This window comes from Patulibacter brassicae (genome assembly GCF_033949425.1).
Taxonomy (GTDB): Bacteria; Actinomycetota; Thermoleophilia; order Solirubrobacterales; family Solirubrobacteraceae; genus Patulibacter; species Patulibacter brassicae.
Map to the genome: position 1 here is coordinate 465,941 of NZ_JAXAVX010000001.1, position 22,901 is coordinate 488,841.

The 22,901-nt window shown below is 74.9% G+C and carries 21 protein-coding genes; 10 read left to right on the forward strand and 11 right to left on the reverse strand.

Annotation, left to right across the window (positions count from 1 at the left end):
• Nucleotides 1–81: 81 nt before the first annotated feature.
• On the forward strand, nucleotides 82–1,503 hold the full coding sequence (locus tag SK069_RS02215; protein WP_319952544.1) for a hypothetical protein: 1,422 nt from the start codon (nucleotides 82–84) through the stop codon (nucleotides 1,501–1,503).
• 37 nt (nucleotides 1,504–1,540) lie between these two features.
• Here SK069_RS02215 and SK069_RS02220 read toward each other — a convergent pair whose 3' ends face one another.
• Nucleotides 1,541–3,121, reverse strand: coding sequence for an acyl-CoA synthetase (locus SK069_RS02220; RefSeq protein WP_319952545.1), 1,581 nt, complete (start codon nucleotides 3,119–3,121; stop codon nucleotides 1,541–1,543).
• 423 nt (nucleotides 3,122–3,544) lie between these two features.
• On the opposite strand from SK069_RS02220, the gene SK069_RS02225 reads away from it, so the two are divergent.
• Nucleotides 3,545–4,834 carry a cytochrome P450 gene (locus SK069_RS02225; RefSeq protein ID WP_319952546.1) on the forward strand — a complete coding sequence of 430 codons (1,290 nt, stop codon included), beginning with the start codon at nucleotides 3,545–3,547 and terminating at the stop codon, nucleotides 4,832–4,834.
• On the opposite strand, the gene SK069_RS02230 is transcribed toward SK069_RS02225, so the two are convergent.
• Nucleotides 4,831–5,877: an LLM class F420-dependent oxidoreductase gene (locus SK069_RS02230; protein ID WP_319952547.1), complete on the reverse strand. Its 1,047-nt coding sequence runs from the start codon at nucleotides 5,875–5,877 to the stop codon at nucleotides 4,831–4,833. The genes SK069_RS02225 and SK069_RS02230 overlap by 4 nt on opposite strands.
• 204 nt (nucleotides 5,878–6,081) lie before the next feature.
• Entirely contained in the window at nucleotides 6,082–7,209 is a 1,128-nt protein-coding gene (locus tag SK069_RS02235; protein ID WP_319952548.1) for an NAD(P)-dependent alcohol dehydrogenase, read from the reverse strand.
• A 114-nt stretch (nucleotides 7,210–7,323) separates the two neighbouring features.
• Between SK069_RS02235 and SK069_RS02240 the strand changes: the two genes are divergently transcribed.
• From SK069_RS02240 to SK069_RS02250, 3 genes are all read left to right on the forward strand, one after another.
• Nucleotides 7,324–8,292: an IS481 family transposase gene (locus tag SK069_RS02240; RefSeq protein WP_319952549.1), complete on the forward strand. Its 969-nt coding sequence runs from the start codon at nucleotides 7,324–7,326 to the stop codon at nucleotides 8,290–8,292.
• A gap of 215 nt (nucleotides 8,293–8,507) precedes the next feature.
• On the forward strand, nucleotides 8,508–8,912 hold the full coding sequence (locus SK069_RS02245; RefSeq protein ID WP_319952550.1) for an SCP2 sterol-binding domain-containing protein: 405 nt from the start codon (nucleotides 8,508–8,510) through the stop codon (nucleotides 8,910–8,912).
• A gap of 32 nt (nucleotides 8,913–8,944) precedes the next feature.
• Nucleotides 8,945–10,468: an aldehyde dehydrogenase family protein gene (locus SK069_RS02250; protein ID WP_319952551.1), complete on the forward strand. Its 1,524-nt coding sequence runs from the start codon at nucleotides 8,945–8,947 to the stop codon at nucleotides 10,466–10,468.
• 134 nt (nucleotides 10,469–10,602) lie between these two features.
• Here the strand turns inward: SK069_RS02250 and SK069_RS02255 are convergent, their stop codons facing one another.
• Together SK069_RS02255 and SK069_RS02260 are read right to left on the reverse strand one after the other, a co-directional pair.
• Nucleotides 10,603–11,808, reverse strand: a complete 1,206-nt coding sequence (locus SK069_RS02255; protein WP_319952552.1) for a helix-turn-helix transcriptional regulator — start codon at nucleotides 11,806–11,808, stop codon at nucleotides 10,603–10,605.
• Between the two features lie 76 nt (nucleotides 11,809–11,884).
• Nucleotides 11,885–13,078, reverse strand: a complete 1,194-nt coding sequence (locus SK069_RS02260; protein WP_319952553.1) for an acyl-CoA dehydrogenase family protein — start codon at nucleotides 13,076–13,078, stop codon at nucleotides 11,885–11,887.
• Between the two features lie 355 nt (nucleotides 13,079–13,433).
• On the opposite strand from SK069_RS02260, the gene SK069_RS02265 reads away from it, so the two are divergent.
• Nucleotides 13,434–14,234: an alpha/beta fold hydrolase gene (locus SK069_RS02265; RefSeq protein ID WP_319952554.1), complete on the forward strand. Its 801-nt coding sequence runs from the start codon at nucleotides 13,434–13,436 to the stop codon at nucleotides 14,232–14,234.
• A gap of 88 nt (nucleotides 14,235–14,322) precedes the next feature.
• Here SK069_RS02265 and SK069_RS02270 read toward each other — a convergent pair whose 3' ends face one another.
• The 3 genes from SK069_RS02270 to SK069_RS02280 are packed head-to-tail and all read right to left on the reverse strand — an operon-like array spanning nucleotide 14,323 to nucleotide 16,661.
• Nucleotides 14,323–15,438 (reverse strand): hypothetical protein, encoded by a 1,116-nt coding sequence (locus SK069_RS02270; protein ID WP_319952555.1) that lies wholly within the window; start codon nucleotides 15,436–15,438, stop codon nucleotides 14,323–14,325.
• Nucleotides 15,439–15,450: 12 nt separating this feature from the next.
• On the reverse strand, nucleotides 15,451–15,870 hold the full coding sequence (locus tag SK069_RS02275) for a hypothetical protein (RefSeq protein ID WP_319952556.1): 420 nt from the start codon (nucleotides 15,868–15,870) through the stop codon (nucleotides 15,451–15,453).
• Nucleotides 15,867–16,661, reverse strand: coding sequence for a GNAT family N-acetyltransferase (locus SK069_RS02280; RefSeq protein ID WP_319952557.1), 795 nt, complete (start codon nucleotides 16,659–16,661; stop codon nucleotides 15,867–15,869). The genes SK069_RS02275 and SK069_RS02280 overlap by 4 nt, the downstream gene beginning before the upstream one ends.
• Nucleotides 16,662–16,722: 61 nt before the next feature.
• Here SK069_RS02280 and SK069_RS02285 point away from each other — a divergent pair, with 61 nt between their 5' ends.
• A complete protein-coding gene (locus tag SK069_RS02285; protein WP_319952558.1) occupies nucleotides 16,723–17,238 on the forward strand; it encodes an O-acetyl-ADP-ribose deacetylase in 516 nt (171 codons plus the stop codon).
• Here SK069_RS02285 and SK069_RS02290 read toward each other — a convergent pair.
• Genes SK069_RS02290 through SK069_RS02300 form a run of 3 tightly spaced genes read right to left on the reverse strand, consistent with a single transcriptional unit; the run spans nucleotide 17,235 to nucleotide 20,466 of the window.
• Entirely contained in the window at nucleotides 17,235–18,188 is a 954-nt protein-coding gene (locus tag SK069_RS02290) for a glycosyltransferase family 2 protein (RefSeq protein WP_319952559.1), read from the reverse strand. The genes SK069_RS02285 and SK069_RS02290 overlap by 4 nt on opposite strands.
• Nucleotides 18,185–19,309: a glycosyltransferase gene (locus tag SK069_RS02295; RefSeq protein WP_319952560.1), complete on the reverse strand. Its 1,125-nt coding sequence runs from the start codon at nucleotides 19,307–19,309 to the stop codon at nucleotides 18,185–18,187. Before SK069_RS02295 ends, SK069_RS02290 begins: the two co-directional genes overlap by 4 nt.
• Nucleotides 19,306–20,466 carry a glycosyltransferase gene (locus tag SK069_RS02300; protein ID WP_319952561.1) on the reverse strand — a complete coding sequence of 387 codons (1,161 nt, stop codon included), beginning with the start codon at nucleotides 20,464–20,466 and terminating at the stop codon, nucleotides 19,306–19,308. Before SK069_RS02300 ends, SK069_RS02295 begins: the two co-directional genes overlap by 4 nt.
• 249 nt (nucleotides 20,467–20,715) lie before the next feature.
• Here SK069_RS02300 and gdhA point away from each other — a divergent pair, with 249 nt between their 5' ends.
• From gdhA to SK069_RS02315, 3 genes are all read left to right on the forward strand, one after another.
• Nucleotides 20,716–22,086: an NADP-specific glutamate dehydrogenase gene (gene gdhA, locus SK069_RS02305; RefSeq protein WP_406628222.1), complete on the forward strand. Its 1,371-nt coding sequence runs from the start codon at nucleotides 20,716–20,718 to the stop codon at nucleotides 22,084–22,086.
• Between the two features lie 95 nt (nucleotides 22,087–22,181).
• Nucleotides 22,182–22,415, forward strand: a complete 234-nt coding sequence (locus SK069_RS02310) for a hypothetical protein (RefSeq protein ID WP_319952562.1) — start codon at nucleotides 22,182–22,184, stop codon at nucleotides 22,413–22,415.
• Between the two features lie 136 nt (nucleotides 22,416–22,551).
• The gene (locus SK069_RS02315) at nucleotides 22,552–22,896 is read left to right on the forward strand and encodes a hypothetical protein (RefSeq protein WP_319952563.1); all 345 of its coding nucleotides are present in this window, start codon (nucleotides 22,552–22,554) and stop codon (nucleotides 22,894–22,896) included.
• Nucleotides 22,897–22,901 lie beyond the last annotated feature (5 nt).

Here is a 22,901-nt window from a genome sequence, read left to right on the forward strand (position 1 = left end):
CGCGGGGCTCCCCGCGCGGTCAGCGAGCGGCAAGCGCCGCGCAGCAGGCTCCTCCCGTCCCATCCACCGACCTTCCCAACCATGCCCCGCACCCGCACCCGCACCCGCACCCGCTCCCTCTCGCGCCGCGCGGCCGTCGTCACGGCGATGGCCGCCGGCGTCCTCGCCGGGGCCGCCACCCCGGCCGGCGCCGATTCGATCGCCTACGTCAAGTCCGGCGACCTGTGGCTGTCCACCCCCGACGGCACGCGCCAGCACCGCGTGACGACCACCGGTGGCTACACGGACGTCACGCAGGCCGACGACGGCACGCTCGTGGGCCTCCACGGCGTGCGCCTGCGCCGCCTGGACCGCTCCGGTCGCGTCCTGGCGGACTTCGACACGCCGGTCAGCGACACGCGCCCGGAGGGCGAGCGCGTCTTCTACGGGCCGTTCGATCCCGCGGTCTCGCCGAACGGTCGCCGGCTCTCCTACACCTACTACTACGTCGGCAAGGGCACGGCGCCCGGATGCCGGCCCCCGACCTGCATGACGACGGTGACCGAGGGCGGCACCGGCTACTCCCACGCCGACCGTCAGACGGCGTGGGACGAGCCAGGACTCGGGCGCCACTCCGGATGGCGCAACGCGACCTGGATCGACGACGACACGACGATGATCAGCGACCCGACCCACCTGCCGAACGCCGACGTCCTGCTGGACCCCGTGGGCGATGGGCGCCCCGGCCGCGACGGGATCACCGTCGACTGGTTCTCCGACAACGCCACGCAGCACCTCGGCGGCGGCGAGATGGACCGGGCACGGCGCGCGCTCGCCTTCCAGGGCGGGCAGGGCGACAGCCAGGTCCGGATCTACCGGATGCCCGCGTTCCACCCCGCGCTGCCGCAGGCCTGCTACGCCTACGAGGCCACGACGGAGGGCGGCGCGGGCGTGCCGAGCTGGTCGCCCGACGGGCGGCGCCTCGCGTGGGCGCAGGCCGACGGCGTGCGCGTGGTGGACGTCCCCGACCTCACCGCGGGGTGCACGACGTCCGGCGCGAGCGCGGAGAGCCGCCTGCTGATCCCCGGCGCCACCCAGCCGGACTGGGGGCCGGCGGACGTGCCCGCGAGCACCGGCCCGATCCCCGGCGGCGACGACCGGAACGACGGTGACGACGGCAGCGACGACCGGCAGGACCGGGCGCCGTCGACGGGACGCCTGAAGGCCACGCTGATCGGCGCGAGCCGGACCGGCGGGATCCGCGTCCGCGTCCGCGTCCCGGGCCGCGGGACGCTGGCCGCACGAGGCACGTCGAGCGGACGCACCGCCGCCACGGTCGCGACGCGCTCGACCTCGCGCGCCGGCACCCTGCGCCTGACGCTGCGCCTCACCCGTGCGACGCGTACCGCGCTGCGCACGGCCCGCTCCCGGCGGATCGCCGTCACGGTCCGCTTCCGCGCTCGCGGGGCGGCGAGCTGGAGCACGAGTCGCGTGTCCGCGACGATCCGCGGCGCGCGTCGCTGACGCGCCGGCGTCCGGATCGGCCGGCGCCGCGCCGCGCTCAGGCGCTGTGGCCCATCACCGGGCAGCCGGCCGCGGCCGCCGCGGAGGCGACCCGCTCGCGGTACTCGTCGACGAGCAGCCGCTTGTAGAGCTTGCCGGTCTCGTGCCGGGGCAGCTCGGCGCGGAAGTCGATCGACCGCGGGCACTTGAGGTCGGCGAGCCGCGAGCGACAGAGGGCCATGAGGCGCTCGGCCTCGGCCTGCTCCTCCTCGTCGGTCTCGGGCATCCGCACGGGCTGCACGACCGCCGTGACCTCCTCGCCGAACTCCGGGTGCGGGACGCCGAAGACCGCGGCGTCCATCACCGCGGGATCGGAGATCAGGACGTCCTCGGCCTCCTGCGGGTAGACGTTCACGCCGCCGGTGATGATCATGAACGACTTGCGGTCGGTGAGGTACAGGAAGCCGTCCTCGTCGAGACGGCCGATGTCGCCGCAGGTCGCCCAGCCGCGCTCGTCGTGCGCCTCGGCCGTCTTCTCCGGGGCGTTGTGGTACTCGAACGGCGGGCCGTCGGAGAAGTAGACGACGCCCTCCTCGCCCACCGGCAGCTCCCGGCCGTCCTCGCCGACGACGTGCGGCACGCCGATCATCGCCTTGCCGACCGTGCCCGGCTTCGCGAGCCACTGGTCCGGCGTCACCCACGTCAGCCCGCAGGCCTCGGTCGAGGCGTAGTACTCGTGGATGATCGGGCCGAGCCAGTCGAGCATCTGCTGCTTGACGTCGACCGGGCACGGCGCGGCGGCGTGCATGACGACCCGCAGCGACGAGACGTCGGCGGCGGCGCGCTGCTCCTCCGGCAGGCGCAGCATCCGCACGAACATCGTCGGGACCATCTGCGTGTGCGTGACGCGGTGGCGCTCGATGAGCTCCAGCGCGCCTTCCGGCGTGAAGCGCTCCATCATCACGACGGTTCCGCCGAGCTGGTGGATCGCCATCGAGAAGCGCAGCGGCGCGGCGTGGTACATCGGCGCCGGCGTGAGGTACGTCGAGTCGACGCCGACGCCGAGGTTCGCCTTGAGGATCGGCGTGATGATGATCGGCGTCTCCTCGAGGGCGCCGGCGACCTCGCGCGGCTTGATCCCCTTCGGACGGCCGGTGGTGCCCGACGAGTAGAGCATGTCGCGCCCAGCCGTCCGCTGCTCGTCCAGTGGGGTGGCGGGGTGCTCGACCAGCGCGTCCTCCAGCGTCCCCCACCCCGGGATCGGGTCGCCGACGGAGAACCGCTCGACGTCGTCGGGCAGGAGCTCGACGAGGGCCTGCGCCGTGCCGGAGTAGCGCGAGGAGACGACGAGCGCCTTCGCCCCGCAGTCCCGGACGATGTAGGCGACCTCGTCGGGGGTCAGGCGGGTGGAGATCGCGGTGTAGAGGAGCCCGGCGTAGTGGGCGCCCCAGGTGAGCTCGAGGAACTCCGGGCGGTTCTCGACGAGGATCGCCACGTGGTCGCCGACGCCGAGGCCGCGGGCGCGCAGCAGGCGCGAGACCCGGTTCGCGGCGGCGTCGAGCTCGCCGTAGGTCACCGTGGCGCCGCTCTGGCCCATGATGATCGCGGGGTGGTCGGCGTCGAAGGCCCCAGGGTGCATCGGTCTCTCTCCCGTCGGTCGGCGCCGGGACGGGCTCCCGCCCGGCTCTCGTCCAGCTTCGCTCACGCGAGCGCAGGCGCGCCATTGACCGCTCGGCGGGTTCTCGTCTCCCGGTCGGGTGATCGACCCGCGGGGCGAGCCGGCGGCTGGGCCCCGCGTCTCGACGGTGCTCGGGGCGGGGCCCGGCCCCTCCCGGGTGCCCCGAGCCGCGCCGATCCCGGCGGCTGAGGCGGTCGCCTCGACGATGCTCGGGGCGGGGCCCGGCCCCTCCCGGGTGCCCCGAGCCGCGCCGATCCCGATGGCTGAGGCGGTCGCCTCGACGATGCTCGGGGCGGGGCCCGGCCGTCCCCTCCCCCGGAAGGGCCGCGGATCTCTCCCCTCCTGCCGATGGTCGCGCGGCGGGCGACGGGCGAGACTCGCACCATGAGCACGTCGACCGAGACCGCCCGCCCGACCTGGTCGCCCGAGCTGGACCTCGCGTCCCGCGACTTCTGGGCGCAGCCGTTCGACGTCCGCGAGCAGGCGTTCGCGTACTTCCGTCGCGAGCACCCCGTCGCCTACCACCGCGCCTACGAGTCGACGCTGCTGCCGCCGGACGACGACACGCCCGGGTTCTGGTCGATCACGAAGTGGGACCACTGCCGCCAGGTCTCGCGCGACGTGGAGACGTTCATCAGCGGCCAGGGCATCCTCATGGAGGACATGCCCGAGGTCGTGACGCTCGCGACGACGTCGTTCCTCGCGATGGACGGCGCCGAGCACCGGCAGGTCCGGGGGATCGTCTCCCAGGCCTTCACGCCGCGGAACGTCCGCAAGATCGACGGCTGGATCCACGGCATCGCGAAGGACCTCGTCGACGAGATCATCGAGCGTGGCGAGGGCGACATCGTCGACCTCTACGCCAAGCAGCTCCCGGGCCGGATCTTCGCGTTCTTCTTCGGCGTCGAGGCCGGCAGCGAGGACATGTACACGATCATGGAGGCGGCCGAGCGGATGCTCGCGTGGGACGACCCGAACTGCGCGCTCGGCCGGGACGCCCTCACGACGTTCGCCGAGGAGGCCGAGCGGATCCAGGACATCGCCATGGCGCGCGCGGACCACTACCGCGAGCACCCGGCGGAGAACCTCGTCTCCTGGGTCGTCAACGCGAAGTTCGAGGACCGCGTGCTGGAGGACTGGGAGGTCGCGGCCTTCTTCTCGCTCCTCGGCTCCGCCGCCAACGACACGACGCGCCACTCGATCGGCCACGCGTTCCGCCTCTTCCACGAGCACCCGACGCAGCTGGCGCTGCTGCAGGAGGACATGGCCGGCCGCGTCGACACCGCCGTCGAGGAGATCCTCCGTTACGTCAGCCCGGTCCAGCACTTCCGTCGCACCGCGATCAAGGACGCCGAGGTCGGTGGGCAGGAGATCAAGGCCGGCGAGAAGCTCGTCCTCTGGTACTGCTCGGGCAACTACGACGAGGACGTCTTCGAGAACCCCTCGAAGTTCGACATCCTCCGCACCCCGAACAAGCACCTCGGCTTCGGCGCCGGCGGCCCGCACTTCTGCATCGGCTCGGCGCTCGGCCGGGAGATGATCAAGGCGACGCTCCAGCAGGTCTACACGCGCATGCCGGACCTGCACCTCACCGCCGAGCCCGAGCTGCAGGTCAACAACTTCATCCACGGCATCCACGCGGCACAGGCCGCGTGGACGCCGTCGAAGGCCTAGCGGGCGGCGGGGACCGCGACCTCGGCGAGGCGGCGGACCTGCTCGACGTGCTTCTGGCCCGGCAGCGGGGTCGGGAGCGCGAGGACCTGGTCGACGCCGGCGTCGCGGAACGCGTCGAGGCGGGCGCGGACGACGTCCGCCGGCCCGCAGATGCAGGTCGCGTCGATGAGCTCGGCCGGCAGCGCCGCCTCGGCCTCGTCCTTGCGGCCCGAGAGGTAGAGGTCCTGGATCTCGCGGGCGATCTCGCCGAAGCCGTAGCGCTCGACGAGCTCGACGTAGAAGTTCTTCTTCCTCGAGCCCATCCCGCCGATGTAGAGGCCGAGGATGAAGCGCATCGTGTCGCGCGCGGCGTCGACGTCGTCATCGACGCAGACCGCGACCTGCGGGATCACGGCGACCTCGGACGGGTCGCGGCCGGCCTTCCGCGCGCCCTCGATCAGCGGCGCCCGGAGCTCGGCGACGTGCTCGGGCGAGAAGAACGTCGGCAGCCACCCGTCGGCGATCTCTCCGGCGAGCGCGACGTTCTTCGGCCCCATCGCGGCCAGGACGATCGGCAGGCGATCCTGCGCCGGCGCGATCGTGAGCTTCAGCGACCGGCCGGGACCGTCGGGCAGCGGCAGCGTGAGCGTCTCGCCCTCGTACGCGACGCGCTCGCGCGCCAGCGCCATCCGGACGACGTTCACGTAGTCCCGGGTGCGAGCGAGCTGGCGGCCGAAGCGCACGCCGTGCCAGCCCTCGGAGACCTGCGGGCCCGACGCGCCGAGCCCGAGGACGAACCGGCCGCCGGAGAGCTGGTCGAGCGTCGCGGCGCTCATCGCGGTCATCGCGGCCGAGCGGCCCGGGATCTGGAGGATCGCGCTACCGAGCTTCACCCGCGAGGTCGTCGCCGCGAGATGGCCGAGGACCGAGACGGCGTCCGAGCCGTACGCCTCCGCGACCCAGACCGCGTCGAAGCCGAGCTCCTCCGCCTGTCGGGCGATCTCGAGCTGGTCGTCCTTCGTGACGCCCAGCCCCCAGTAGCCGACCCCGATGCCGATCTCCATGGCCGCGATCCTCGCACCCCCGCCCCCGGTCCGCGATCCGGCGGAGGGCCGAACCACCTCTCCCGATCGGCCGGTTCCGCCATCGGGAGCGACCGCCCCGTCCCGGGGGCGGTCGCCGCCGGGGAGCGCCTGCGCCCCGCCGAACCCCCCACCGGGTCGTGCCGGCCGACGCGCAGGCTGGGGCCCGCCCCCTTTCTCTCCCCCCTAGTCGAAGACGACGACCGGCTTGATGACGCGGCCCTCGTGCGAGGCGGCGAACGCGTCGTTGATCCGCTCGAAGGGGAACGTCTCGATCAGCCGGTCGAAGGGGAAGCGCCCCTCCTGGTGCATCCGGACCATCTCGGGGATGAACTCCTGCGGGTCGGCGTCGCCCTCGATGACCCCGGAGAGCGTGCGACCGAGCATGAGGTGCCCCTGGTCGATCTGGATGTTGTTCTCCAGGCCCTGGAAGCCGACGGTGGCCGCGTGCCCCGGCGAGCGCAGGACCTCGAGGCACTGGCGCACGACCGTCTCGGTCCCGACCGTGTCGAACGAGAGGTTCAGCCCGGGCGCGGAGACCTGCATGATGTCCCAGACGAGGTCCTTCGTGGCCGTCGGGTCGAAGACGTGGGTGGCGCCGAGCTCCGTCGCCAGCTCGAGCCGGCTCGCGACCGTGTCGACCGCGACGATCGGGTCGCAGCCGACCGCCTTCGCCGCCATGAGGGCGGAGAGGCCGACGCCGCCGAGGCCGAAGATCGCGATCCCGTCGCCTTCGCGGGCGCGGAGGACCTTCAGGACGGTGCCCGCGCCGGTCTGGATGCCGCAGCCCAGCGGCCCGAGCAGCTGGATCGGGACGTCGTCGGGGACCTTCACGGTGTTCGCGGCCTTCGCGATCGCGTGGCTGGCGAACGAGGACTGCTGGAACCAGTTGCCGTGGATCTCCTCCTCGCCCTTCTGGAGGGTCGTCGTGCCGTCGAGGCGCGTGCCGAAGTAGTTCAGCGGCGCGAACAGCTCGCAGTACGCCGGCCGGCCACCGGTGCAGATGTCGCACTCGCGACAGTGCCCGAAGCTCAGGACGACGTGGTCGCCGGGCGCGACGTTCGTGACGTCGGCCCCGACGGCGGACACGACGCCGGCGCCCTCGTGGCCCAGGACGGTCGGCAGCGGCAGCGGCACGGTGCCGTCGATCGCCGTCGCGTCGGTGTGGCAGATCCCGGCCCCCTTGATCTCGACGAGGACCTCGTCGTCCTGCAGGTCGGTGAGCTCGATCTCCTCGATCGACAGCGGTGCGTCGATCTCGCGAAGCACGGCGGCGGTGGCCTTCACGCGGGGGTTCTCCGGGTTCGGTGACACGTACCCGGACGACGCTAGTTGAGTTGCCCACGGTCTTCGTGAACACGACATAGGTGCCGGTCCTGCCCGGGATCCTGGGAGTTGCGAGACGTCCGAGGAACCGAGAGGACCGGCATGGAAGACGGTAGAGCCAAGCTCGGCCTGCGTGGCCGATACGAGCTGGTCAAGCGGATCGAGGCGGGTGAGACGTTCAGGGCCGCCGCGGCGGCCCTGAACGTCTCACCCGCCTCCGCGCATCGCTGGTGGCACCGCTGGAAGGCCGCGACCGACCAAGAGCGGGCGACGAGGTCGTGTCTGCGGTCCAGGCCGCCGGTCCCGAAGAGCTGCCCGTGGCGGCTGCCGGTCGAGGCCGAGCAGCGGATCCTCAAGGCACGGGAGCGCACGAACCTCGGGCCGGCCCGTCTGGCCGGCCTGGTCGGCTTTCGCCGGTCGACGATCTACAAGGTGCTCGATCGCCATGGCTGCGGTCGCCGGCGTCGTTCGCCGAAGCCGACGGTCCCGACACGTCGCTACGAGTGGGCCGAGCCCGGTGCGCTGTTGCACCTCGATGTGAAGCACCTCACGCGGTTCAAGAAGCCCGGGCATTGGGCGCACGGCGACCGTTCCGAGCAGCACAAGAACCGCGGCGCGGGCGTCGAGTACGCGCACTGCGTCATCGATGACCGAACCCGGTTGGCGTACGTGGAGATCCACCCGCACGACCGCGGCGAGACCGCGGCCACGGTGATCGGCAGGGCCGCCCGGTGGTTCACCGAGCAGGGGTGCGGGCCGACACAGGCCGTGATGACCGACAACGCGATGGCCTACAAGAACAGCCGACTCTTCCAGGCCACACTGACCGGGCTCGGCGCCAGGCACATCCTGATCCCGCCTCGGACGCCGCGGTGGAACGGGAAGGTCGAGCGGTTCATCCGGACCCTTGACGAGGAGTGGGCGCACGCCCGGATCTGGGCGTCTTCCAGCGCCCGCAACCGGGCGCTGGGATCATGGCTGCGGTACTACAACCGACGACGCCCTCACACGGCTCTGGGGGACCGGCCACCAATCAGCCGCGTTCACCAAGACCGTGGGCACAACAGCTAGTCCGCGGCCCCGGGCGGCGTCCACCGTCCGTTCGGGAGAGCTTCGTCCGCCGGGAAGGGGAGCGCGCGCGGACGCCGCGGGCGATCCGACCAGATCGGGAGAGAAGGATCCCCCTCGCAGGCGATGCGCGCGCGAGGGCCGCGCGCCTAGCGTGGGACACGGAGGAGCGAGGCCCTGGGCCTCCCGACCCGACGACCTGAATCCAGGAGCGAGAGATGCCCTTCTTCAACGACGCCGACGAGGCCTACATCTACCTCGGCGGGGTGTTCCGCAAGGCGAACGAGACCGAGGTCGGCCCGAAGCTCGCGGCGGCGGACATCGACCTGCAGGTCTACTACTCCGACCCGGAGGCGAAGGTCCTCATCAAGATGCACGGCGAGAGCCTCGAGGTCGTCGACGGGGGCGAGAACGAGGACGCCGACGTGAAGCTCTACATGCCGGCCGACATCGGCGACAAGTTCTGGCGCGGCGAGTACAACCTCGCGGTCGGCCTCGCCAAGGGCCAGGTCAAGGCGAAGGGCCCGGTCAACAAGATCCTGAAGCTCGTCCCGCTGACGAAGCCGCTCTTCCCGATGTACCGGGAGCTCGTCGCCGAGAAGGACGCCACGGTCGCCGCCTGAGGGCGAGGACCGGGCACGAGGAGCGCAGCGCGATGGCCACGACGTCCGTCGTCCACCACCAGATGCTCATCGGCGGCGAGCACGTCGACGCCGACGAGTCGTACGAGATCATCCACCCCGCCACCGAGGAGCTCGTCTGCACCGCGGCGAAGGGGACGGTCGAGCACGCCGACCGCGCCGTCGAGGCCGCGCGGCGCTCCTTCGCCTCCGGCGCCTGGTCGAAGAAGGAGCCGGAGGAGCGCGCTGCGGTCCTGCGCGCGATCGCCCACCGCCTGGGCGAGGAGATGGAGGAGCTCATCGAGCTCGAGATCTCCGCCAACGGCGCGACGGTCCGTCAGGCGACGGGGTTCCTCGTCGGGCTCGCCGCGCCGCACATGCTCCACTTCGCCGAGCAGGCGGCGACGTACCCGTTCCAGCAGGCGGTGCCGACGGCGAACTACCCGACGGCCTCGCTGAACCGGGTCATCCGCGAGCCGCTCGGCGTCTGCGCCGCGATCGTGCCGTGGAACTTCCCGCTGCTCCTGGGGCTGTGGAAGATCGGCCCGGCGCTGGCCGCCGGTAACTCGATCGTCGTGAAGGTCGACGAAAAGACGCCGCGGTCGCTCCTGCGCCTCGGGGAGATCGCGCTGGAGTGCGGCGTGCCGGCGGGCGTCCTGAACGTCATCACCGGCGACGGTCCCGAGGTCGGCGCCCGCCTGGCGTCGCACCCCGACGTCGACAAGGTCGCGTTCACGGGTTCCACGCAGGTCGGCCGCGAGATCATGCGCCTCGCCTCCGGCACGGTGAAGAAGGTCTCGCTGGAGCTCGGCGGCAAGGCGCCGGTGATCCTCCTGGACGACGCGGACCTCGACGTCGCCGTCGACGGGATCCTCTTCGGCTGCATGCTCTTCTCGGGGCAGATCTGCGAGTCGGGCACCCGCCTGCTCGTGCCCGACCACCTGCACGACGAGGTCGTCGCGCGGCTCGTCGCGCGGGCGAGCACGATCAAGGTCGGCGATCCGAGCGACTTCGACACCGACCTCGGCCCGGTCGTCTCCGCCCGGCAGCGCGACCGCGTCCTGCAGTTCATCGAGGGCGCGAAGCAGGACGGCGTGACGGTCGCCCTCGGCGGCGGCGTGCCGCAGGGCCCGGAGTTCGAGAAGGGCTTCTTCCTCGAGCCGACGATCCTCACCGACGTGCGCAACGACATGGAGATCGCCTGCGAGGAGACGTTCGGGCCCGTGCTCTGCGTCATCCGCTACTCGTCGGTCGCCGAGGCGGTGCAGATCGCCAACGACACGCAGTACGGCCTGACGGCCGGGGTCTGGAGCACCGACCTCGCGCGGGCCCAGGAGGTCGGCGAGCAGCTGCGCGCCGGCACGGTCTGGGTCAACACCTGGCACGCGATCGACCCGGCGCTGCCCTTCGGCGGCTACAAGCAGAGCGGCGTCGGGCGCGAGCTCGGCGGCGGCGCGCTGGACGAGTACACCGAGGCCAAGCACCTGCACGTCGACCTCACGCGCAAGCTCGAGGACTACCCCTTCGACGCCGTCGTCTCCACGCCCCCGTCGGCGTAGACCCACGACGCAGCGCCGAGCGCCTCGGCGACCGGGAGCTCCTCCCCCGGTCGGCCGGGGCGGCGACGAGCCGTGGCCCTCGGGTCGCGGCTCGTCGCCGTTTCCGGGGCGCTCCCGCGCCGCGGGGCGGCGGGTCAGTGCTCGCCGCGCAGCTGGAAGAACCGCGACACCGCCTCGGCGCGGTTCGCCGCCCGCAGCTTGCGCAGGATGTGCTTGACGTGCGTCTTCGCGGTGCCGTGCGAGATGACGAGCCGCTGGGCGATCCCGTCGTTCGTCGCGCCCTCGGCCATGAGTCGCAGGACCTCGAGCTCGCGCTTCGTCAGGAGGTCGGCGAGCTCGGTCGGGACCGGCGCGCCGGCCGGGACCGGCGGGGTGCCGGCGATCGGCAGCGGGCCCTCCGGGCGCGCCGGCTCGGTCGCGATCGTGCTCTCGAAGCTCAGCTCGCGGTCGCAGATGTGGGCGAACGTCGCGTCGGTCTCCGCCATCGCGCGCTGGAAGGTGCGCCGCATGACGCGCAGCTGCTCGCCCGCCGCGATCCGCTCGAAGGCCGAGCCGAACGCCTCGGCGAACATCCACAGCAGCTCGGCGTCGCTCGTGCGCACGAGGCGCTTGGCGAAGAAGAAGTCGGCGTGGACGAACCCGATGACGCGGTCCTGCACGACGATCGGGGCCGCGACGTAGGACCGCGACATCGAGACCTTCGCGATCTCCTGGTGCACGCGCGGATCGTTCTGCGCGTCGAGCACCCGCAGGGGCTGGCGGCGGCGGACCATCTCCGTCTCGAGCAGGCGGCGGTCGAGCTTGCGCGGCTGCTCCTGCCCCGCGCGGACGATCGCCTTCGCCCACTCGGTGTCGCCGCCGACGAAGCAGCTGTACGGGACGAAGCACGCGTCCTTGATCGAGGAGACGAACGTCCGGTCGAAGCCGAGGTGCGCCGCGGCCACGGGGCCGCGCTCCATCATCTGCTCGACCGTCGAGACCCCGCGCAGCAGGCCCATCGCCTCGCGCACGCGCCCGAGCGCCGCCACGCGACCGGCCTCGCGCTCGCCCCGCAGGCGCGCGTTGAGCTCGCGCAGCTCGAGCAGCAGGTCGACGAGCGCGGCGTGGTCCCCGGCCGAGGCGTGGCCGGCGGCCAGGGCCTCGGTGGCGCCGGTGAACGCCTGGTCGAGCAGCTCCTGCGCCTCGTCGACGTCGTCGAAGCCCGCCGAGCCCGCGTCGAGGATGCCGAGGTCGACGAGCCGGTCGCGAAGCCCCTCCAGATCGTCGCGCAACGCGAACGTGCGGATCGGGTCCGCGCTGCGGCGCCACTCCTCCTGCGCCGGGGATGCGTACTGGAGCATGGCTCATGGTACCCCGCGACCGGCGTCGCGTGTGACGGACCGCACGCGCCCTGCCGGACGCGGCCTCCGGCGCGGCTCAGCGGAACGCGTCGATGCCGGTCAGCGCGCCGCCGATCACGAGCGCGTGGACGTCGGCGGTGCCCTCGTAGGTCACCACCGACTCGAGGTTGCTCATGTGGCGCATCACGGGGTACCCGAGCGTGATCCCGTTGCCGCCGAGGACCTGGCGCGCGGTCCGGGCGACCTCGAGCGCGGCGTCGACGTTGGCGAGCTTGCCCATCGAGACCTGCTCGGGGCGCAGGCGCCCGGCGTCCTTCATCCGGCCGAGGTGCAGCGCCAGGAGGGTCGCCTGGTTGACCTGCGTGGCCATCCGGGCGAGCTTCAGCTGCTGGATCTGGGTCGCGGCGATCGGGCGGCCGAACGCCTCGCGCGTGCCGGCGTACTCCAGCGCGGCGAGGAAGCACGAGCGCGCCGCGCCGACCGCGCCCCAGACGACCCCGTGACGCGCCTCGTCGAGGCAGGAGAGCGGGCCGCGCAGCGACGCCACCCCCGGCAGCGCGGCGTCGTCGGGCAGGCGGACGTCGTCGAGGACGAGCTCGCTCGTGACCGACGCCCGCAGGGAGAGCTTGCGGGTGATCGGCGGCGCCGAGAAGCCCGGTGCATCGGTCGGGACGAGGAACCCCCGCACCCGCCCGTCGTCGCTGCAGCGCGCCCAGACGACGGCGACGTCGGCCACCGAGCCGTTCGTGATCCACATCTTCTGCCCGTGCAGCACCCAGTCGCCGCCGGCCCGGCGGGCGGTGGTGCGCATCGCGCCCGGATCGCTGCCGGCGTCCGGCTCGGTCAGGCCGAAGCAGCCGAGGACCTCGCCGGCGGCCATCGGCGGCAGCCACCGCTCGCGCTGCTCGTCGCTGCCCCAGCGGTCGATCGCCTGCATCGCCAGCGACCCCTGCACGGACACGAGCGAGCGCACGCCGGTGTCGCCCGCCTCCAGCTCGGTGCACGCCAGGCCGTACGCCGTCGCCGACGCCCCCGCGCAGCCGTGGCCCTGGAGGTGCATGCCCAGCAGCCCGAGGCGCCCGAGCTCCGGCGCGAGCTCGCGGCTCGGCAGCGTCCCGAGCTCGAACCACCCGCCGACCTCCGGCAGGACCCGGTCGCGGACCCACGCGCGGACCGCGTCGCGGATCGCCCGTTCCTCGTCGCTCAGCAGGCGATCGACGTCGAGGTAGTCCTCCGGCCGCAGCTCCGGCGGCGTGCCGGCGTCGCTCACCGGACCGCTCCCGGGGCCCCGGCGAGGGGACCCGCCGTACCCGATCCGAGCGGCGCGGCGGCGACCCGCGGCCGAGATCGATCGGGCGTCGTCGGCACCGGGCGGTCGGGCATGGCGCGAGCCTAGCCGCCGTCCGGGCGCGTCGGTCCCGGTCCACCGGCCGGACGGCGCGACGCGCAGGCCGCGGGCGCTCGAGCGGCGCCGAACGCCCCCCGGATCGGGCTCGGCCGGGTGGTGGAACCCACTCCCTCCCCCGGGGGATTCCACCTTCCGCCGGACCGAGCGGGGTGCGAGGTTGCGAGCCGCCCGCGGGCCGCACGCCGACCGGGCGCGAACGATCCCCGGAGGCTCAGCGATGTCCGACGTCCTGTACACCGACGGCCATGCCGGTCGCCTCGCCGTCCATCGCTGGGATCCCGCCGAGCCGCAGCGGATCGTCGTGCTCGCCCACGGCTACGGGGAGCACGCCGGCCGGTACGAGCACGTCGCCGACCGGCTGACCGCCGACGGCGCGCTCGTCGTGGCCCCCGACCACGCCGGCCACGGCCGGTCGGACGGCGAGCGCGCGCTGCTCGAGGATCTCGAGCGGGTCGTCGACGACCTCGCCGTCGTCGGCGGCGCCGTGCTCGCCGAGCGTCCCGGCTTGCCCGTCGCGGCCGTCGGCCATTCGCTCGGCGGGATCATCGCCACCCGCCTGGCGCAGCGCGGCGACCTGCCGCTGCGCAGCCTGGCGCTCAGCGGCCCGGTCATCGGCGGCAACCCCGAGCTGCTCGCGCTCGCCGGGATGGATCCGATCCCGGACGTGCCGATCGATCCCGCCGTCCTCTCGCGCGACCCCGCCGTCGGCGTCGCCTACGCGCAGGACGAGCTCGTCCACCACGGTCCGTTCCTGCGCCCGACCCTGCTGGCGATCGGCGCCGCGGTCGACGCGATCGCCGCGGCCGCGCCGCTGCGCGACCTGCCGGTGCTCTGGGTCCACGGCGAGGAGGACGAGCTGGCGCCGCTGGTCCACGCCGAGCCGGCGGTCGCCGGGCTCGGGGCAGCGTCGGTCGAGCGCCACGTCTACCCGGGCGCTCGGCACGAGGTGCTCAACGAGACGAACCGCGACGAGGTCATCGCCGTGCTCGTCGACTTCGTCCGCCGGACGACGACCTGACGCGCGCTCCAGCGGCGCCCTTGCGGCCGGGCCACGAGGGCCGCCCGCCGCTCGGTGAGGCGCCCGTCCTCGGCGACGACGGCGCGAGCTACGCCTCGGGCGCGAGCTCGAACGGCACGAGCGGCGTGGCCACGCCGTTGACCTGCAGCCCGATCGCGTGCGTGCCCGGGTGGTAGCGGCGCGTCGTGATCGGGCGGAACGAGTGCGTGCGGTCCAGGTCGATGCTCGCGCCGGGCGCGAGCGTCGCCGTCGTGAGCTTGAAGACCTTCGGCGTGCGGGTGCCGTTGGCCTTGCGGTGGTGCACGACGTAGTCGATCGCCAGTCGTGCCTCGGCCTCGCCCGCGTTGCGCACCGTGCCGCGGAACCGCAGCGAGCCGCCGATCGTCACGCGGTCGGCGTCCAGCAGCGGGCCGTCGACGGCGACCTCGGCCGGCGCGAACCCGAGCACCGCCAGGGCGCCCGGATCGCCGCGCTTGACGAGCGTGCGCAGCGCGTGGCGCACGAGGCGCTCGTTCTCGCGCTCCCGGCCGGGGGCGGGCTCGGCGAGCCAGCGGCGCGCGGTCTCCGCGACGAGCGCCGGCTCGTCGCGGCTCAGGTCGTTCAGGTGGTTGGCGACCGAGCGCCGGACGTCCTCGCTCGGGTCGTGGCGCAGCGCGTCGAGGATCGGCAGCGTCACGCCGGGGCGGGCGAGGATCCCCGGGACCCGCGTCGCCCACGGCAGGTACGGGCGCGTGCCCTCCGACGCGAGGCGCCGCACGCCGGCGTCCGGGTGCGCCGCCCACCCCAGGAGCGTCGCGAGCACCCGGTCGAGGTCGTGGCGCAGCAGCGGCCGGATCCCGAACTCGCCGGTGAAGCGGACCGTGAGCCGCTCGAAGAGCGCGAGCGCGTCGTCGACCGCGTCGTCGGTGCCCTGCTCCACCGCGCGCAGGGCGACCGCCGAGGTCACCGGCCACAGCATCCAGCCCGTGAACGGCGCCGCGCCGTCGAGCGCGCCGCGGACGACCGCGGCGAGCTCCTCATGGCCGCCGCCGACGTCCTGCAGCAGGGCGTCGCGCAGCCGGTCGGCCCGCTCGCGCAGCGCGAGCGGCCCCAGCTCCCCGGCGGCGTCGCGCAGCTCCGGCAGCGCGACGCCGTGCGCCGCCTCGAGCGCGACGACGAGACCGGTCGCGTCGTCGGGTCCGAGCAGCTCGTCGGCGAACGGCATGCGGCGCGGCCGTCAGGACCCGACCGGCCCGCGCGCGAGATCGGCCGCGACGACGAGGTCGTAGCCGGCGCAGAGCGCGGGGTACCAGTCCGGGATCAGCGAGTCGTCGTCGTGCGCGTGGAGCGCGTCGAACAGCGCGTGGCTCGCCCAGCCCGCGGCGAGCACCCGGGAGCCGACCGGTCCGCCGCGGCGCGCGGCGGCGGCCGCCAGGGCGCCGTAGCCGACCGTGGCCGCCAGCTCGCGCGCGAGCGCCGCCCCGGGCCGCCGGCGGCGACGCGCGGCCGGACAGACGAGGGCCGCGGCGACGAGGGCCGCCGCCATCACCGGGACACGCCGGGCCCGGCCGAGCCGGGCGACCGCGACGTTCGTGCCGTGCGCCGCCGCCGCACCGACGACGGCCGCGAGCCCGTCGCGCGGACCGAGGGGGATCATGCGCCGGAGCTTGCCGGACGGCGCGGACGCCGTCGGCCTCCGTCGGCCGGCGGCGTCCACTCGTGGAAGCGCCCGATCGGGACGAACCCGAGACGCGCGTACACCCGCTCGGCCGCCGCGGTGGACTGCAGGCTCGCCGTGCGGCAGCCGCGATCGCGTGCCTCCTGCAGCGCCCGAGCGGTGACCGCGGCGCCGAGCCCCTGCCGCCGGGCGGCGGGCACCGTCGCGACGTCGTAGACCCCGCAGTCGCCCTCGTGCTCCACGGTCAGCGCCGTCGCGACGTCCCGGCCGTCCTGCCGGGCCACGAGGACGCGACACCCCTCCAGCGCGGGGAACAGCCCGCGCGGCAGGCCATTGACGGCGAAGCACCGCGCAGCGGACGGCGCCGGATCGAGGTCGAGCTCCGGGCCGTCCGGCGCGCGGAGCGCCTCGAGGTCGAGCGTCATGACGAGCGTCGACTCGGCGCGGCGCCACCCGGCGGCCACCAGCGCGCGGGTCGCGGCGCCGGCGGTCTCGTGGACCCAGAACGCGAACGCGTCCACGCCGGCGTCGGCGTACCGCGCCTCCACCTCCGCACCGGCCGCGACCGCGTCGGCGTCGTGGTCCAGGAGCACGGCGTTGTTGAAGATCGTGCGCTCGGGCCCGTCCGGGAAGACCGCGGCAGCGACGGATGCGGTGCGCACGAGCCGCGCTCCGGGCGTGCCGTCGGCGAAGCGCGCCCAGGACGCCGCCAGGGTCGCGGTCGCGCGCTCGATCGTCCCGCGGGCGGCGTGCTGGTCGTCGGTGCGCATCGTCGGGCGCGGGAGCCTACGACGGACCGGGCGATGCCGCGGCCCGGCGTAGGCTGGGCCGATGCGGATCGAGGTGCTCGTCGGGGACATCACGACCGACCGCGAGGCGGACGCGATCGTCAACGCCGCCAACTCGTCGCTGCTCGGCGGCGGTGGCGTCGACGGCGCGATCCACCGGGCGGCCGGGCCCGCGCTCCTCGCGGAGTGCCGGCTGCTCGGCGGCTGCCCGACCGGCGAGGCGCGCATCACCGGTGCCGGCCACCTGCCCGCCCGACACGTCATCCACGCCGTCGGCCCCGTCTGGCGCGGCGGCGACCACGGGGAGGACGCGCTGCTGGCGTCCTGCTACCGGGAGGCCCTCCGCCTCGCGGGGACCCACGGCTGCCGCGTGGTGGCGTTCCCCGCCATCTCGACCGGCGTCTACGGCTTCCCGGCCGACCGCGCCGCCCGAATCGCCGTGGCCACCCTTCGCGAAGAGGCACCGACGACGCCCGCGGTCGAGCGCGTGCGGCTCTGGGCGTTCGGCGAGCCGGCCGGCCGCCTCCTGCGGGACGCCCTCCAGGACGCCGAGCGCTAGCCGTCCAGCGGGAGCCCGCGGACGGGACGCGGCGGTCCCTCCGGGGACGGCCGCCATGCGGACCCGGGCGACACCGGACGGTCCCGCGGGCCGCGGGGCGCGGTCGTCGAGCAGAGCACCCCCGCCTCGGGCCGCCAGTCGACGAGGCCCTCGGCCGCCAGGCGCTCGAGCCAGCCCTCCATCGGCCAGACGCCCCAGCGCTCGTGGAACACGCGCGCGTTGCGGACGATGTCCTCCACGTGCTCGCGCACCGGCCCGCTCGGGCCGTGGTCCTGGTGGTAGGCCCACGCCCCGCCCGCCCAGGCGAGCGCGACGCCGGCCCGGGCGGCGCGGCGCGCGTAGTCGGTGTCCTCCGCGCCGTAGCCGCGGTACGCCTCGTCGAAGCCGCCGATCCGCGCGTGGGTCGCCGGCCGCACCGCGAACGACAAGGACCAGAAGAGCTCGTGACGCGGCTCGGGCCGGATCTCGGCGTCGCCGGGGACGGGGCGTCCGCGGACGCGCGCGGCGGCCATGTCGTCCGGGCCGAGCCGGGTCCCGGCCGGACGGCCCGGCGGCAGGTGCCCGACCGGGCCGGCCAGCAGGTGCGGGCGGTCCGCCGCCCACGCGTCGGCGGCGAGGTAGCGCGCGACGAGCTGCGGGTGCGGGATGCAGTCGACGTCGACGAGGATCGCGAGGTCGACGTCGCCGAGCGCCGCGATCGCCGCGTTGCGCGCCGTGGCGAGCGGCAGCGGCGCGCCGTCGGCGACGGGCAGGAGGCGCACCTCGCGCGTCAGCGACGGAGGGAGCGCGGCGCGCGCGAGCGCCGCCTCCGCGTCGGCGCCCGAGCGGTCCATCGCCACGACGACGTACCGGTCCGCCGGCCGGCTCTGCCCCCCGACGCCCACCGCCTGGCGCTCGAGGTGCCGGGCGCGTCCGCGGGCGATCGTCGCCACGCCCACCCGGACGCTCACGCGACGGCCACCGGTGGACGAGCGCGCACGCCGGCGGCCTGGTGGACGATGCGCGCGAGGCGCTCCGCGCCGCGCCCGTCGTGCAGCAGCGACCAGCGCCGCGGATCGCGGCGGCGGGCCTCGTCGAGGACTCCGGGCCAGCGCGCGGCGGCCGGCCACCGCCGCAGCACCGCGACGAGCCCCGCGTCCTCCAGCGCGGCGGCGTGCCGCTCCTGCTCGTCGAACGGTCGCTCCTGCGGCAGGAGGACCGCGGGTCGGCGCGCCGCGGCGACGTCGGCGACGGCGCCCATCCCGGCCGTGGCCACCACGACGTCGCTGCGTCGCAGGAGCGGCGCGAGGTCGACGCGCGGCCCGTGGTCGACGACGCCGTCCCCCGGGGGCACGCGCAGCGCCCCCGCGACGTGCCAGCGGCGGCCGGTGGCCGCTGCGGCGGCGCGGACGTCCGCGGCGTGGAGGTCGTGGCCCCCACCGCCGACGACGAGCAGGACATCGCGTCCCGCCGCCGACACGGGCCCCGCGCGCGTCGCGCTTGCTGTCGGAGCGTCGTGCGTCCCCCAGCCGGGAGCGCCCTCCCCCGTCGCGCCGCCCCGTCGGCCCTCCGGGCGGCCGGCGTCCAGCGCCGAGATGGCACCGGTGAACGCGATCCCGAACGCCCCGGCGGCGTGCTCCGGGTCGTGGGTGGCCGCGGTCCAGGGGGCGACGATCCGGGCCGCGCTCGCGTACGCCAGCCGGTGCGGCGCGTCGTCGCGGCGGCCGTGCTGGGCGACGACGACGGTCGGCAGCGCCAGGAGCCGGCCCAGGAGCGCCACCTCCACCGAGACGTCGACGACGAGGGCGGTGGCCGCCGCGTCCTGCGCCCATGCCGCGATCCGCGCGGTCCGCTCGCGGAGCCCGGGGACGCCGCGCGGCGCCCAGTGCAGGGCCCCGCCGGCGGACGGGTCGTCCGGTGGCGCCTCGTCGACGTCCAGCGGCAGGTCCACCCACGACACCCGCGCCGCCAGGCCGGCGGGACGCCGGAGCGAGCTCAGCACCGTCACCGGCCCCTCGAGGTGCGGCTCGACGGCGAGGAAGCGCCGCAGGTGGCCGCCGCCGTGGTGGTGCAGGTACCAGCCGATCGTCACGTCGCGGTCACCGGCAGCGGACGCACCGCCCGGCCCCGGCGGACCCGGTGCGCGGCGAGGTCCTCGACCGGCGCGGGCGGGCGCACCGCGGCGGCGCCGCTGCCGATCGTCGCGGCGTAGAGCCGCTCGTAGGCGCGGCCCATGACGTCGAGGCTCGCGGTCCGCTCGACGTGCCGCCGGACCGCGGCGCGGTCGAGCGCCGCGGCCGCGTCGATGGCGCGCGCGAGCGCCGGGACGTCGCCCGGCGCCACGAGGCGACCGCCGTGCCGGCCCACGAGCCGCACGAGCCCGCCGCGCGCGAACCCGGCCACCGGGGTCCCGCAGGCCATCGCCTCGGCGGCGACGAGCCCGAACGGCTCGTCCCAGGCGGGGCTGACGACCGCCACCCGCGCGCGGCCGAGCTCCGCCTGCAGCGCGTCGTGGTCGAGGTGCCCGACGTGCTCGGCGTCGATGCCGACACGCGGCGCGATCTCGCGGTCCCAGTACGCGCGGTCGATGATCGGTCCGGCCAGGCGCAGCGGCACGCCGGCCCGCCGGCACGCGTCGATCGCCAGGTGCGGGGCCTTCTCCGGCACGATCCGCCCGCACCAGACGGCACCGCCGCCCCCGGGACCGGGCCGCCACGCCGCCGTGTCGACCCCGTTGTGGACGACCGGGACGGGCCCCGTGACCGAGCGCCACGCGTCCCGCGTGGCCCGGGACACCGCGACGAGCGCGGGCGGGGATCCGCAGCGGACGGCGGCACGCAGCGCGCTCTCCAGCCACGGCGTCGGCGGGGTGTGGAGCGTCGTGACCATCGGCGTCCCCACGAGGGAGCCGAGCGCGATCGGCAGGTAGTGCAGGGTGTTGGAGTGGACGACGTCGTGCTCGGTCGAGGCGGCGAGCTCCATGACCGTCTCGAGGTAGGCGTGGTGGGCGTCCATGAACCGCCCGGGCGGCATCGAGACGTCCTGACGGGCCGCGTCGCTGAGGCCGGCGTCCAGGCGCAGCGGACGGACGTCGACGCCGGGGACCTCCGTGCCCGGGGGCGCGTAGAGCCGCACCCGGTGGCCGCGCCCCGCCAGCCAGCGCGCGAGGTACCACGTGAACGACTCGACGCCCCCGACGAACGGTGGCCGCAGCGGCGCGACGTGGTGGGCGATGAGCGCGATCCGCACGGGCTCAGCGGCTCCGGCCGGGCGCGGCGGACGCCGTCGGATGGTTCGTCGACACGCGAACCGTGATACCCGGGGACGGGCGGGCGAAACCCCGACGGCGCGGCGCCCGCGATCCCGTCGCCGCACCGCCCCTGCGCCGCTCTCGGCGCCCGACGCGGCGTTTGCCGGCGGTCCGCGCGGGGCAACGTCGAAGGCGATGCGCACCCGATCGACGACGTGCCGAGCGACCATCGCGACCGGGGGCCCGGCGTGAGCACCGACGTGGCCGAGGGCCGCCCCGGTCTGCCCCCCGCGCTGGAGGACGTCTTCGCGACCCTGCAGCGACGCAACCCCGGCGAGGACGAGTTCCACCAGGCCGCGCACGAGGTGCTCGAGAGCGTCGCGCCGGTGATCGAGCGTCACCCGGAGTACGCGCGGGCGCGCCTGCTCGAGCGGATCTGCGAGCCCGAGCGCCAGATCCTCTTCCGCGTCCCGTGGGTCGACGACGACGGCGAGGTGCAGGTGAACCGGGGCTTCCGGGTGGAGTTCAACTCCGCGCTGGGGCCCTACAAGGGCGGCCTGCGGTTCGACGGCGAGCTCCAGCTCGGGACGCTGAAGTTCCTCGGCTTCGAGCAGATCTTCAAGAACGCGCTCACCGGCCTGGGCATCGGGGGCGGCAAGGGCGGTGCCGACTTCTCGCCGAAGGACCGCAGCGACGGCGAGATCATGCGGTTCTGCCAGGCGTTCATGACGGAGCTGCACCGCCACATCGGGGCGCGGACCGACGTGCCGGCGGGCGACATGGGCGTCGGCGAGCGCGAGATCGGCTACCTCTTCGGGCAGTACCAGCGGATCACGAACCGCTCCGAGCCCGGGGTCCTGACGGGGAAGGGCCTCGGCTGGGGCGGCGCGCAGCTGCGGACGGAGGCAACGGGCTACGGCTGCGCGTACTTCGTGGAGGAGATGCTGCAGGCGCGCGACACGTCGCTCGACGGGCGGACCGTCGTCGTCTCCGGCGCCGGCAACGTCGCGCTGCACGCGATCGCGAAGGTCACCGACCTGGGCGGCCTCGTCGTCGCCTGCTCGGACTCCCACGGCGTGGTGCACGACCCGGAGGGCATCGACCTCGACCTCGTTCGCGAGCTCAAGGGCGAGGACGGCGACGGGCTCTCGGCCTACCCGGATCGGCGTCGGGACGCCCGGTACGAGGAGGACGGATCGATCTGGGCGATCGAGTGCGACGTGGCGCTGCCCTGCGCGACCCAGAACGAGCTCGACGAGGACGACGCGCGCCGCCTCGTCGACCAGGGCGTCATCGCCGTCGCCGAGGGCGCGAACATGCCCTGCACGCCCGAGGCCGTGGACGTCTTCCAGGAGGCGGACGTCCCCTTCGGCCCGGGCAAGGCGGCGAACGCCGGCGGCGTGGCCGTCAGCGCGCTGGAGATGCAGCAGAACGCCGCGCGCGACCGCTGGACCTTCGAGCGCACGGACGAGCGGCTCGTGGAGATCATGCGCGAGATCCACGGCCTCTGCCGGGACACGGCGGAGGAGTACGACCGTCCCGGCGACTACGTCAGCGGCGCGAACATCGCCGGGTTCCGGCGCGTCGCCGACACGATGCTCGCGCTCGGCGTCGTCTAGGCCGGACCGACGCGCGCCAGCGCGCGGTCGCGTCGAGGTCCCGCAGGGGGCCGGTGCCCTTGCGCGGCGCCGCCGCACCGACGCACGATCGCGGCATGGATCGCGCCGCGCCGGACGTCCGTCGCCCGTTCGAGGACTTCCTGCTCGCGCTGGCGCGGGGTCGCGACGTCCCGCTCGAGCGGTCGGAGGCGACGCGGATCGTCGAGGGCGTGCTGCACCTCGCCTCCGGCGCGACCGCGGAGCAGCTCGAGCTCGCGTCGACGCTCCTGGAGCAGCTCGGGCGGCGGGAGCGCGGCCACCGCCCGACGCCGCGCCGACGTGGGCGATGACGCGCCGCGGGCCCTGCCCACCCGCAAGTGCGAGTCCGCGGGTCCGACCGCCGCCCGGTCGGCGACCGGGCCACGACGCCCTGACGCGGTCGCCTCGTCCGGGATCGCCGGCCTCCGGTGCCGGTACGGTGGCGCCATGACGCGGCGATCACAGGTCGGGGCCCTCCCGGGGACCGGGGTCCTCGTGAGCCTCTTCGCCGTCGTCGCCGCGGCCGCGCTCCTCGATCGCGACGCCGGACAGGTCGTCGCCGTCGTCGCGCTGGTCGTGCTCGCGGGCTACTGCCGCGCCCGCCCGAGCGGCGGTCTGCGGGTGTTCCTCGCCGCGGCGGCGCCGAGCGCGGTCGCCCAGCTCCTGCACGACGCGATCGACGCGCCCCGGTGGATCGCCGTGCTGCTCCTGCCGGTCGCGCTGTGGATCGTGCACGAGGAGGACGCCGCCACGACGCCCCGCGACGACGCCCCACCGGTGGCCGTCCGCTGACGCGC

Coding starts and splice junctions, on each gene's coding strand:
- SK069_RS02215 (WP_319952544.1), top strand. CDS start 82: ATGCCCCGCACCCGCACCCGCACCCGCACCCGCTCCCTCTCGCGCCGC.
- SK069_RS02220 (WP_319952545.1), bottom strand. CDS start 3,121: ATGCACCCTGGGGCCTTCGACGCCGACCACCCCGCGATCATCATGGGC.
- SK069_RS02225 (WP_319952546.1), top strand. CDS start 3,545: ATGAGCACGTCGACCGAGACCGCCCGCCCGACCTGGTCGCCCGAGCTG.
- SK069_RS02230 (WP_319952547.1), bottom strand. CDS start 5,877: ATGGAGATCGGCATCGGGGTCGGCTACTGGGGGCTGGGCGTCACGAAG.
- SK069_RS02240 (WP_319952549.1), top strand. CDS start 7,324: ATGGAAGACGGTAGAGCCAAGCTCGGCCTGCGTGGCCGATACGAGCTG.
- SK069_RS02245 (WP_319952550.1), top strand. CDS start 8,508: ATGCCCTTCTTCAACGACGCCGACGAGGCCTACATCTACCTCGGCGGG.
- SK069_RS02250 (WP_319952551.1), top strand. CDS start 8,945: ATGGCCACGACGTCCGTCGTCCACCACCAGATGCTCATCGGCGGCGAG.
- SK069_RS02255 (WP_319952552.1), bottom strand. CDS start 11,808: ATGCTCCAGTACGCATCCCCGGCGCAGGAGGAGTGGCGCCGCAGCGCG.
- SK069_RS02265 (WP_319952554.1), top strand. CDS start 13,434: ATGTCCGACGTCCTGTACACCGACGGCCATGCCGGTCGCCTCGCCGTC.
- SK069_RS02270 (WP_319952555.1), bottom strand. CDS start 15,438: ATGCCGTTCGCCGACGAGCTGCTCGGACCCGACGACGCGACCGGTCTC.
- SK069_RS02275 (WP_319952556.1), bottom strand. CDS start 15,870: ATGATCCCCCTCGGTCCGCGCGACGGGCTCGCGGCCGTCGTCGGTGCG.
- SK069_RS02280 (WP_319952557.1), bottom strand. CDS start 16,661: ATGCGCACCGACGACCAGCACGCCGCCCGCGGGACGATCGAGCGCGCG.
- SK069_RS02285 (WP_319952558.1), top strand. CDS start 16,723: ATGCGGATCGAGGTGCTCGTCGGGGACATCACGACCGACCGCGAGGCG.
- SK069_RS02310 (WP_319952562.1), top strand. CDS start 22,182: ATGGATCGCGCCGCGCCGGACGTCCGTCGCCCGTTCGAGGACTTCCTG.
- SK069_RS02315 (WP_319952563.1), top strand. CDS start 22,552: ATGACGCGGCGATCACAGGTCGGGGCCCTCCCGGGGACCGGGGTCCTC.